The following is an 11,769-nucleotide window of genomic DNA, read 5'->3' as shown; positions in this document are numbered from 1 at the left end:
CATGAAAAATGCACCCCCAAATGCTCATTAGTTTAACCGAGGGGTTTTCTAATGTCCATTTTAAGGGGTGCAGTTCAGCTATGATGTGGGCTTTTTTGCATTGGGAAGATTCTTGTCAGGAGTGCTGCTTCGTATAGACCATACAGTAAAAAGGCTTCATGCCATCCGGTGTACGCCGTGTATACGTATCCGTAATCTGAAACCCGGCCTTCTGATAAGTCCGGATCGCCCGCTGATTCCAGGTGAGCACTTCCAGATCAATTTCCGCCTCCGGATTACGCTCGATAGCAGTTCTCACAATCGCCAGGGTGAACTCGGCTCCATATCCGTTGCCGCACAGCTCGGGCCGCATTCCAATACCGAGCCGGATTGTATTCTGCAGCGGAAAAAGCTGCGCAAAGCCGGCCAAACCGCCGTCTGCATCCAGTACAGCCAGGTACTGCTGCTCCCGCAGTTCGGGATCTCCGAATTCAATCCCCAGCTCCTGCATCTGCTCCCATGACATCCACCCATAAATATCATAAGGCGGCTCATATACCCATTCGCAGATTTGGGCAGCCTGCTGTTCATTGAGGGGAGCAGTATGGAAATAAGGGACAGAAAGGTGACTCATGACAGCACCTCCTCATCAAGAATAATGGTGTAGCACGTGCTGACACAACATCATGTATAGTTACCCCAAATTATAAAACCCGGCTACTGTACATTCAAGCCTCCTTGTTTCTTTGCCGGAATAAAGCAGTATGGAAGAGCCAGAGCTTAACGAATTATGGTTGGATTAGAGGGTCGGCATGAAGGGTACATTTATAATTAAATATTAATTTTTACTGGAAAAAGTGTTTACCATAATTACAGAAAGGGTACTATATAGTAGACATAACTGACTCATCTATCCGAACTACACATTATACTCATCATTTTCAAAATATATGTAACCCATTCCCGGGTTAGTACGTCTATATAGGTAAGCAATAAAAAAACCGCAAAAGATTCTGGCGGGAATCTCTCACGGTTGGTAAATGAATTTATATTAGATAAAGATAGCTGTTAATTACTCGGCCGCATAGTTGCTGTAAGAGAAGTTGCTCATTACACGCTTAGCACCAACATAACGGTTCTGGTAGTAGTCCATATCAATGTTATCAATTCGTACACCTTTGGATGTAGAAGCGTGTGCGAATTGGCTTTTGCTTACCATAACACCTACATGAGAAACGCCTGCCCCTGTAGTGTTGAAGAATACCAGATCCCCGGCTTGCAGATCACTCTTGGATACCGCATCGCCCACTTGATACTGAGAAGAAGATTGGCGAGGCAGATCGATATTCATTTGACCAAATACATATTGAGTAAATCCGGAGCAGTCGAAACCACTGAAGGATGTTCCACCAATACGATAAGGTGTACCCATGGCTGGTTCGATGATCTGGTCCATTTTGGAATCTGCGCTTGCACTGCTAGTCCCCATAACAGTAAACGCAATTGCGAATCCCATTAGTGCGGCGGTTAGTTTCTTTTTCATATTCAAAATCATTTGTCCCCTTCCAATGCCTACGAGGTTAGCTTAAGGATTCGGTAGAAGGTTTCCCCTATGATCCCTCCGAAACAAGATCAATTCACCCAAAACGGTTCCCCCGCTTCCCGGTGCCACGGAATTTGGCTTTACACTTATTGATTGCACCGTAGTCCATATTCACTTCACGACAAATTTCATCTTTTCTGACAAAAGTTACAAGCTTCATTCTCAAAGTTTACAAAGTTGTTACTAATAACTCGCTGGATTTATTTTAACAGAGGTTTTTTACTTTGGCAAACGTTTATTCAGCCTTTTTTAAGTATAACTGGCTAAATGTATCCGTTAGCAAGCGAGAAAGCCCGTCACTATCAGCTTTGTAATTATTAAAAAAATTTAATCTTTGTAGCTCGGCAGGTGATCTTTACTGCCGATTGAAGCTTATTCTTGACTGTTCTTAACTCTTTTTCGGTTATAATTTTGTAAACTTTATACATTTGAGACAATTAAATTCGTGTTTTAATTAAAAATGTGACAAGAATCGACGTGCGTTGGCTTTTAATCCATTGTTCGTTACAATAAAAATGATGTAATATGTACACTAAATGCAGGAGGGCAAACAAGCCCATTTTACCATTATAAACAGTTATTACTCATATATCCAATATAGAAAGGGAGTTAATGGACTCATGGAACAAAATCAACCGGGTAAAAAGGCGGTATCTCTGAATATTATCAGCAGCAGTACCAAAAGCAGCAAGCACAAGGGCTTTGGGGCCGGTGCCATTAATCTGAATAATGTTTCTCCTATTATAATAGACCGTGGAGAAGCACGGATCGATATTGGTGCCATGCATGCCAAGAGCAAAGTGGAGCGCGGTATCAAGTTTACGCCAAATCGTGAAGAGGTTGAAGGCGGACGCCAGGTATGGGTAGTGTGGCTTGCTGTAGATAAACTGGCTGAAGGAGCAAATTATGCCGGAGCAACTGCCTGTGAGATGTGGATCAACGAAGAAGAGAAAAAAGGCTGGAAAATTCTCGCCGAGCATGTGAACAAACTGGATTATGCCATCAAACGCCGGGTAATGCTCGAAGGACTGGATGAAGAAGCCAAGGGGGCTCTTCGCCAGCTGCTGGTGAGTCATAATGAAGAATGGTGGAATAACTCTTCCGATGAATTAAAGCAGGCACTGGAACCTCAAGCATAATAATGAAAAAAATAGGTAAAAAAGTTTAATCTTTTTACAGAGATTATACGTACCAATAATATAAGGTAAAAGCTGGAAATCTTGGATGGTTTCCGGCTTTTTCTTTGAGCAGGGCGGCCGCCGGGAACGATAGACGGCACTAATGAAGAGGCATAATAAATTATTGTGGATTCCTCATTGATAATTGGGAAAAAAGGGTATAATTGAATAAACACCTTTCTATTTCTACTAAAATGGAAAATACCTTTCTCCAAACCGTCATAGGTTGTTATAATTGCTGTACAGTCATCTTCGTAGGAAAAGCTACCCCTTGCTTGACTAAAATATTCTACAGATGGAGGGAGCAGTATATGCAGAAAAAGAAGGCTGTTCAAACAGGTATACCGGGTCTGGATGATATTCTATATGGTGGTGTTCCGCCCGGAGCTGTAGTTATTCTGGAAGGTGAACCAGGAACCGGTAAAACGACGTTCGGCATGCAATTTTTGGTTGAAGGTGCAGTAAAGCATAATGAACCGGGGATTTATATTACATTTGAAGAGCTTCCTGAGCAGATCTATGATGATATGACCGGATTTGGCTGGGATCTGCGTGAGCTTGAGAGGCAGAACAAGCTGCGTGTCATATGTATGGAACCGGATATTTTGCTGGAGCAAATGCTGCAGCCTCATGGCTTGTTCGAGCAGATTGTGAATGAGATCGGATGCAGACGGGTCGTTATCGACAGCATTAGTCTGTTTAGAATGGTGGGAGATGAAGAGGATGTACGGACGAATGTGTATTCCATCCGTAACATTATGCGCAAGCATACATTGACTTCATTTTTCATTCGAGAATATTCCGAATTTGAAGGTATGAGCATGCCTTTTGAGAATTACATCTGTGATGGCATTGTACGTCTATCCCTGAAGCCGCTGATGGACAAGTACCGCAAGCGGACGATTGAGGTGCTCAAAATGCGTGGCACCCGCATTCTGGAAGGCGAACATACCTACAAATTTATCCATAATGGCGTATATATTGTGCCTTCTTTGTCGATGGCCGAAGACAAGATGCTGATCCGGGAATCGGAAGTGCTGTCTACAGGCATCGACTCCCTGGATGATCTGCTGGCAGGAGGAATTCCGCGGGGCAGCGTATTTATGATTGATACCAACAGCAAGGCCAATTACCGGTACCTGCTGTCTTCGATCTATTCCCAGCGCATCAAGGATGACGATTGTACGGTGACGATGATGTCCGGCAACACCTCACTGGATACGTTTGCCGATACGATCGAGCTGTTCGGCGTTTCGCTCAGAGAAGCGGCAAGCAAAGGAAAAGCTTTCTTTATTGAACATTACCGCAGAGCGGTAGAGTCGGGTCTGGAGAAAGCGATTATCCGTGTGGACAAAGTAACCAATGAAGAATATGCACAAGTACTTAACGAGCGATTGAATCCGATTTTTGAGTGTGAAGAATTGTGTGACAAGCGCTGGTTTGTATATTATGATCTGAATACGATTATTTCCGAGCGAGGAAAAGATTTCCTGCTTCGTTATTTTGCGGAAGAGATGTCGATGTGGCGTTCGCTGGGTATTACCATTGTAGTACATTGCAACTTTGCCGAGATTGGTACAGAAACGGCTTCGTTCCTTGAACGGACATGCAACGGTGTAATCCGTACCTGGGTCGATGGTAACTACCAGTATCTGCAGGTGACCAAATCTCCGAGTGGGCGTGTATCTGCTCCACACATTATCGCAAATGTAGCCGAGAAACCTTTCGTACAACTGATATAAGGAGGGATTGGAACCTTATGGTGGCAGAAAGTGATGTGATTACATTGCAGATGGAATGCACGTTGTTTTTTGAAAATAATCCGTATGCGATCGAGACGAGCAGCGGATTATCCAAGCGGCTTGGTCGCAGCCAGCAGGTAACGGAACAGGCACTGAACCGTCTGGCGGAGATGTCCATTCTGGAAAAGAACGGACAGGGTATGCGTGCTATCTATCGGTATAAAGCTCCTTATATACAGACAGAAGTGGATCTGAATGCTTATGATTGATACTCATTTGATGAACGACACTAGAGAGATTTGTCAGGAACTTCAGGATACGTATGCACAGCTGACGAGCCTGCTCGTCTTTGTGACTAACCATGAGGGTCAGCTGATTACGGCTCCTTCCAATATTGAAGATTCCTCTGTCTTTGACAAGTATGCCAGTGATCTCAAAAGCATGTTCAAGACAGAGATTGATAAACTGCAGGGAATTCGTCATACCATTTTGTCCGATCAGTGGGTACCTGGTGTAAAATGGCTGATTGCACCGGTATCGGTAGATCAGTCTGCTACCGGTTTGTATGTATGGGGCGGTATACTGATTCAGCAGGGAACACTTCAATCGATCATTACGCACCCGAATTACCTGCAGCCGGAGAGCGGGGCACCTGCTGACTTTATTGAGTTAATGCGCAGCTGGATTCAGAACAGCGGTGAGATTTCTCCGGAACAGGAGATTTTTAAACGTGAGAAAATTACGAAGTTCGCCAAGGCCCTATCGCTCATTCTAAAATCCAGTTTTAAGGAAACCCGGTTAACCGAACGTCTGAATGCGCTCAACGAGACGCTGATTACCGAGCAGAGCACCGGGAATCCGATTGAGGAGATTACAAGAGCGGTACTGGCGAGCAGCGATCTGGCGGATATTTTCGGATTCGCTCTCAAAACGGCTCCGGGCAAGTATACGATTATGAACAGTATGGGCATGGGAGCCAATGCGCTGGGTGGATCGGTGTTCCACGAAGGTGAAGGGTTCCTCGGACAGGCAGTCCTCAGTCCGCAGCCAAGCCGCTGGAGAGATATATCGAGAGATCCAAGAAACCACTTTTTTCAGCAAAAAGGGCTGGATTCCGTCTACGAAGTCCAGTGCTTCCCGATTCGCTATGAAAACGAGGTGTACGGACTGTTATTTGGACTGAGCTTCAAAGAGCGGTCTGTGCCAAGTATTAATCCTCAGTTTGAGGAAACCATGATCTCGCTGATGGGCTGGTATATCGGCAATCATATTACGTATGAAAAAATGGAAAAGCAGCTGCAGCGGTTCAAGCCGCTGATTGAGCTGTCACGTATGATTATATCGGTGCAGGACATCCAGCGTGTCATGTTCATGCTGGTGGATATGAGTCTCAATCTGGTGTGGAATCCGTCCGCATCCATTGTGGTACACCGTTCTTCGGAAGATGGAAAAATACAGATGGTCGCGCGTGGCATGCAAAGCCCCAAAGGGGAAACCTATGCCAAGGATATTGCCCGCCGTCATCTCGATAATAGTGATAAACCGTCTGCGCATTCCTTTATTAATTCCAATACGCCATTCTCACTGATGCTGGAGTACCCGATCGTCTATGCCGATCGTACACGAGCGGTGCTGGCTGTTGCCGTTAGCAACGAGCAGGAAGGTGAGGAATGTCGCGAGATTCTGTCGGCTCTGGCGATGATGGGCAGTGTAGTGATGAAGTCGGTGCATGACCGGCAGCAGTATCTGTCGAACAGCAACCGGTTTGCTCATATTCTGCATGAATCCATTCGCGAGTGGAATATAGCTCATTACCAGCTGACTGCCGATGCGCAGAAGATCGTACAGGAATTTGCCATGTGGGGCGGGATCAGCAAGGAAGAGGCGGATGTTATTGGCCGAGCCTGTCTAATGTCGTGTACGGATCCTTCGATGCTGCGCAGCTTCCCGCATTTGTTCCAGCAGGAAGCGGAGATGATTGAGGATTACAAGCATATTCATGACGACCAGAGTATACTTGGCACCGGTTCCTATTCCAAAGGCGGCCAGATTATGGCACTGGCCTTTGCCATTGCGAGTGCCGGCGATCATGATATGCGCGTCGTCAATGATCTGCAGATCAACGGTGTCGATCAGGGACTGGTCAGTCAGTTCCGTCTGTTTGTACTGAGCAGACATACGCTTCAGACCGAGATTAATCTGGTCGAGGAAAAGGCGCCGGCTGCCCAGACTCTGACCGCCGAAGGTGCAGAAGGTCGTGGGCTGGATGCGATTGTGAAGCAGTTTGGATTGTCTCCACGGGAGAAAGAAGTACTGGAGCTGGTCGTCAAAGCGTCCAGCAACAAGGAGATCGCAGCTACACTGTTTATTAGTGAGCATACGGTAAAGAACCATTTGACCAATATTTTCAATAAAATGGGCGTAACGGATCGCGCACAAGCGATTGCAGCCGTATTTAATAAAAGTATAGGTTAAGTCAGTCGGCAGCTATGCGTTTTTACGTTATAGTTGTACGGACAAGTACAGAATAATAGCAGCAAAGACCATCTTGGCTTTTAAGGTGGTCTTTTTCTGTTGTAATTGCTTTATTGGTGTATTTACAAACCAAGGATGATCTACTATCACAAAAACGACCGGTAATGCCGTTTTATATACTATACAGTTTAGTAAGTAAGCAGAAGTCTGTGGATAGACGGTAACCTTTGTATTACTGTAGTTCTGCTTTGTATTTACCGGCGGATGAGCCATCCGCTTGTTTGCATAATTAGTATTTTACGTAAAGGAGGGTAGATGAACGATGGAATATGTACATGCACACTATAACCCTTATATCGTAGCTCTATCCGTTCTTATCGCTATTCTGGCTTCCTATATCGCATTAAACATAGTGGGCAAGGTTGCTCAGTCCAAAGGAAGAAATAAAATGATATGGATGAGCCTGGGGGCTGTTGTCATGGGGAGCGGCATCTGGTCCATGCATTTTATCGGTATGCTGGCTTTGGAAGCGGACCTGAGTATGAGCTATGATTTGAGAATTGTCGCTTTATCTGCGGTGTTCAGCATTCTGGCTTCTATGATCGCCTTTTATGTTACCCTGGATGCTGTCACCCGGTTATGGAAAATAAGTCTGGGCGGCGCGTTTATGGGGGCTGGCATCGTGGCGATGCACTACACGGGTATGGCAGCTCTGCATACAGTCGTTATGATTACGTATGATCCGATCTACTGGCTGCTGTCTCTGACAGCTGCTTTGCTGGCTTCGTATGCAGCACTGCTATTGTTCCGCCGTTTTCGTAATCATCCGAGCTTCAGTATATGGAAGCTATGCAGCGCCATTGTTATGGGGCTTGCGATCTCCGGAATGCATTATGTTGGAATGGCGGCTGCGCAGTTTCATTATACCCAGCAGGAGCTGCAGGGCGTACCTCCAATGGGTCAGATATTCCTCATCGCTGTGGTAGCCATTGTCACCCTGTTTATTCTGGCTGCCTCCTGGGCTGCCGTATTTGTGGAGAAGCACGTACTGGAGCGTATGGCCTACAGTGATCCGCTGACCGGCTTGCCCAATCGTCATGGTCTGCAGCGGTATTTTGCCAAGGAATTTACGGAGCAGACAGAGGGCGCTGTGCTGTTTCTAGATCTGGATCGGTTCAAGTCGATTAATGATACACTGGGTCATGATGTGGGAGACGAGCTGCTGGTGGAAGTGTCCAAACGGCTGCAGCTTTGCGTGAAGGAGCAGGGGAGTGTATTCCGGCTCGGTGGAGATGAGTTTTTGATCGCTTCCAGTTCGGGTTCGGTCGATATGACGGTTCGCCTGGCCGAATCGATTCTGGAGTCGATCAAGCAGCCATATCATCTGGCGAACAATCAGCTGTTTATTACAGGAAGTATCGGTATTTCCCTTACACCGCAGCATGGGTTTGAACGTACTTTCCTGATGCGGGCTGCCGATACGGCGATGTATGTATCCAAAAATACCGGTAAAAACAAATACAGCATTTTTAGTGAAGATATGAACCAGCGCCAGATTCGCCGGATGGAACTGGAGAAGGATCTGCGTAATGCTCAGGAGCAGGAAGAGTTCTTTATTGTATATCAGCCCAAATGGGATTCCCAGCACAACTGCCTGACCGGAATGGAAGCACTGCTGCGCTGGAAGCATCCACAGCTGGGAATCGTATCGCCAGGAGAATTTATCCCGATCGCTGAAGAGACGGGTCTTATTATTCCAATGACCGACTGGATGCTGAAAAAGGTATGCGAGCAAAATCTGCTCTGGCAGCTGCAGGCCGGCATTCGTATCCCGATATCAGTCAATATGTCAGCGCGAATGTTTGAGAGTTCTTCATTCCCTGACCGTATCGCCGAGATTCTGACAGAATGCGGTCTGGCAGCAGAATATCTGGAACTGGAAATTACGGAATCCATCGCGATGAACGGTATTGAAGGTACGGTAGAGCAGCTGCAGCAGATTCAGCAGCAGGGTGTGGGCATTTCCCTGGATGACTTTGGCACAGGCTATTCATCACTGGGCATGCTGGATGAGATGCCTGTCGATATTATTAAAATCGATCAGGTGTTTGTCCGCAATATCGATCATGCGTCCAAGCAGTCGATTATTAGCACTATTATTGCCATCGCCTATAACCTGAACATGGAGATGGTGGCAGAAGGGGTGGAGACCCTGGAACAGATCCAGTTCCTCCAGTCCAAAGGATGCTATATTATGCAGGGATATTACTATGGCAAACCGATGACCGTGGAACAGATGAATGAGTGGCTGGAACAGACAGCCGAGCAGATACCGCTGGCGGAGTAAATCTCCGTTCCAGCGGTTTTTTCTGCGGTACAACACGCCGGGGAAACTACAAAATCGGGGGACGTTCCGGCAGATAGGGAAGTGGCGTGGTGTTTTTGGCAGATACATATGAATGTCCTTTGATATAAAAGCGCCAGGGTTTGGACACATAATCCTGGGCATAATCGATATTGATGCGTGGACCGGACTCTATGTCATAGACGGTGTCTTCCGGGGGATCTTCCAGACGCAGTATACCACCGCTTGCCAGCAGATGCTGACCGTTGAGCGACTTGTCGATAGAGAGCGCCTGGCAGAGCTTGCCCGGTCCGTTGGAAATGTTTTTGAGCTGGCGGGCGGCAGCCGGGCGATGCTTTAGCATGAGCTGTTCATCCCGCAGACTGAGCGGCTCTACCGCCCGGATCAGCACCGCCTGTGGATCATCCTCCTCGCCGGTGACGACGTTCAGGCAATGATACATCCCATAGATCAGGTAAATGTAGGCGTACCCGCCCTGCCGGAACATCATTTCCGTACGTGTGGTTCTGCGATTACCGTAGGCATGACTGCCTTTGTCTTCGGCGCCACCATAGCTCTCCGTCTCGATGATTCGGCAGCGAATCTCGCCATCTTCCGTAATTCTGCTAATAATTTTGCCGAGCAGCCGGGGAGCGGCCTCCAGTGCTGTCAGTTGTACAATATCGTGAACATTCATGAAGTTCAGCTCCTTTGCTAAGAATAAATGGAATAACGGACCCGGTGCTTGCTGTTACCTTGAGAATTCCTGTCTGTTCTCCAGGGAAGCACCGTGGCAAAAAGCTGCTCAAGTTCCTTTTGCAGTCCGGGATTATATCGCGTATAATGCGAATTGAATGATAAGGACTATCCCCTTGATTCAGTTGAATATACGCGAAAGAAGGTAATAAATATGGAATTGTGGTACACCGAGAAACAGACGCCGGTCTTCGGCATTACAGCCAAGATCCGTGAGACTCTGGTGACAGAGAAAACCGATTTTCAGGATCTGGCAATGATTGATACCGAAGAGTTCGGACGCATGCTGGTGCTGGATGGCATGGTCATGACAACGGTCAAAGACGAGTTCGTTTATCATGAAATGGTCGCTCATCCTGCTCTGAACACGCACCCGAATCCGAAGCATGTACTCGTTGTCGGCGGTGGCGACGGCGGTGTAATCCGTGAAGTGTTGAAGCACCCGGAAGTGGAAAAAGCGGTTCTGGTAGAAATTGACGGCAAAGTCATCGAGTACTCCAAAAAGTATTTGCCTGAAATCGCCGGCGAGCTGGACAATCCGCGTGTCGAAGTGATGGTAGCGGATGGCTACATGCACATCATCGAGAACAAAAACACATATGACGTGATCATGGTTGACTCTACAGAGCCTGTAGGCCCTGCAGCACCACTGTTCGAAAAAGGATTCTACCAGGGAATCTACGAGACGCTCAAAGAAGACGGTATCTTCGTCGCTCAGACAGATAACCCTTGGTTCAAAGCGGATCTGATCCAGCAGGTAAACAAAGACGTGAAGGAAATCTTCCCGATCGTACGTGTATACGGAGCCAACATTCCTACTTACCCGAGCGGACTGTGGACATTCACCATGGGCAGCAAAAAATACGATCCGCTGGAAGTGGACGAGACGTCCATCCCGGAAATGGAAAGCAACAAATACTACACACCACGCCTGCACAAAGCAGCATTCGCACTGCCTAAGTTCGTCGAAGATCTGTGCAAGTAAAATAAACACCAGCCTGTATATCCTGCGGCACTGCCCGGGATGTACAGGTTTTTTTGCGTGTTCACCGCGGATAAGGGTCTGCTGAACGCCGATGCTGCACTCCATACAGCCAATTGGTCGGACGGTGAGCACAGGATTGCGAGAAACACGCTAATTTTTGTCGGAAAAAGCGGCTTTCCCTTCAATATAATGGTACAATAGAAGGGACTGTGCTTATTGAATTTATCGTGAAAATGTTCTATATTCAACAAGCCAAGATGGAGTCATACCAAAAATGGAGCTGGGTTTTATGACAGAATCGAACGAAGTACGTCTGACGCTGCACAGTGACCAGAATGGGGAAAGTGTCACCACCCATTTTACAGGCCAGGCCTTCCAGAAAGGCAGCAGCATTTATATCCGCTATACGGAATTACCCGAATCCGCACAGCAGGAAGTCCGTACAACAGTGAGGATCAGCAAGGATGAGATCAAGATTATGCGTCACGGCGGCGTAGAAGCGGAGCAGTCCTTCCGTCAGGGAGAACAGCTGACCGGATTTTACCGATCGCCTTTTACCCGTTTCGCCCTGATTACGCATACTTCATTGATTCATAATGAACTGAACGGATATACGGGCCAAGTCACCTGGGAATACGAACTGTATGTACATGAACAGCTGAGCGGTACTTTTAAGGTCAGCATGGATATACAGGCTTCATAACTCC

10 protein-coding genes and 1 riboswitch are annotated in these 11,769 nt (G+C 47.0%); of the genes, 7 read left to right on the top strand and 3 right to left on the bottom strand.

Translation table 11 applies throughout. The features are described from left to right. Positions 1 to 115 precede the first annotated feature (115 nt). Together WH45_RS22350 and WH45_RS22345 are read right to left on the bottom strand one after the other, a co-directional pair. Complete coding sequence (locus WH45_RS22350) at positions 116 to 613, bottom strand: GNAT family N-acetyltransferase (RefSeq protein ID WP_046216641.1); 498 nt, start codon at positions 611 to 613, stop codon at positions 116 to 118. 438 nt (positions 614 to 1,051) lie between these two features. After that, positions 1,052 to 1,522 carry a C40 family peptidase gene (locus WH45_RS22345; protein WP_046216646.1) on the bottom strand — a complete coding sequence of 157 codons (471 nt, stop codon included), beginning with the start codon at positions 1,520 to 1,522 and terminating at the stop codon, positions 1,052 to 1,054. An 11-nt stretch (positions 1,523 to 1,533) separates the two neighbouring features. Continuing rightward, positions 1,534 to 1,672: riboswitch (cyclic di-AMP (ydaO/yuaA leader) on the bottom strand. Positions 1,673 to 2,202: 530 nt separating this feature from the next. On the opposite strand from WH45_RS22345, the gene WH45_RS22340 reads away from it, so the two are divergent. From WH45_RS22340 to WH45_RS22320, 5 genes are all read left to right on the top strand, one after another. Further along, complete coding sequence (locus WH45_RS22340; protein WP_046216640.1) at positions 2,203 to 2,721, top strand: YwhD family protein; 519 nt, start codon at positions 2,203 to 2,205, stop codon at positions 2,719 to 2,721. Between the two features lie 350 nt (positions 2,722 to 3,071). Further along, a complete protein-coding gene (locus WH45_RS22335; RefSeq protein WP_046216639.1) occupies positions 3,072 to 4,502 on the top strand; it encodes an ATPase domain-containing protein in 1,431 nt (476 codons plus the stop codon). Positions 4,503 to 4,519: 17 nt separating this feature from the next. Then, positions 4,520 to 4,771 (top strand): hypothetical protein, encoded by a 252-nt coding sequence (locus WH45_RS22330; protein WP_017815678.1) that lies wholly within the window; start codon positions 4,520 to 4,522, stop codon positions 4,769 to 4,771. Then, the gene (locus tag WH45_RS24180; RefSeq protein WP_324292947.1) at positions 4,764 to 6,977 is read left to right on the top strand and encodes a LuxR C-terminal-related transcriptional regulator; all 2,214 of its coding nucleotides are present in this window, start codon (positions 4,764 to 4,766) and stop codon (positions 6,975 to 6,977) included. The genes WH45_RS22330 and WH45_RS24180 overlap by 8 nt, the downstream gene beginning before the upstream one ends. Before the next feature lie 322 nt (positions 6,978 to 7,299). Next, positions 7,300 to 9,324, top strand: a complete 2,025-nt coding sequence (locus WH45_RS22320) for a bifunctional diguanylate cyclase/phosphodiesterase (protein WP_046216637.1) — start codon at positions 7,300 to 7,302, stop codon at positions 9,322 to 9,324. 46 nt (positions 9,325 to 9,370) lie between these two features. Here the strand turns inward: WH45_RS22320 and WH45_RS22315 are convergent, their stop codons facing one another. Further along, positions 9,371 to 10,018 (bottom strand): DNA-3-methyladenine glycosylase, encoded by a 648-nt coding sequence (locus WH45_RS22315; RefSeq protein WP_046216636.1) that lies wholly within the window; start codon positions 10,016 to 10,018, stop codon positions 9,371 to 9,373. A gap of 213 nt (positions 10,019 to 10,231) precedes the next feature. Here WH45_RS22315 and speE point away from each other — a divergent pair, with 213 nt between their 5' ends. Together speE and WH45_RS22305 are read left to right on the top strand one after the other, a co-directional pair. After that, on the top strand, positions 10,232 to 11,062 hold the full coding sequence (gene speE, locus WH45_RS22310) for a polyamine aminopropyltransferase (RefSeq protein ID WP_046216635.1): 831 nt from the start codon (positions 10,232 to 10,234) through the stop codon (positions 11,060 to 11,062). A 289-nt stretch (positions 11,063 to 11,351) separates the two neighbouring features. Then, positions 11,352 to 11,765: a YwiB family protein gene (locus WH45_RS22305; RefSeq protein ID WP_046216645.1), complete on the top strand. Its 414-nt coding sequence runs from the start codon at positions 11,352 to 11,354 to the stop codon at positions 11,763 to 11,765. Positions 11,766 to 11,769 lie beyond the last annotated feature (4 nt).

Origin of the sequence: Paenibacillus wulumuqiensis (genome assembly GCF_000971965.1) — a bacterium.
Taxonomy (GTDB): Bacteria; Bacillota; Bacilli; order Paenibacillales; family Paenibacillaceae; genus Saccharibacillus; species Saccharibacillus wulumuqiensis.
This window is presented reverse-complemented; position numbering and strand designations above follow the sequence as displayed.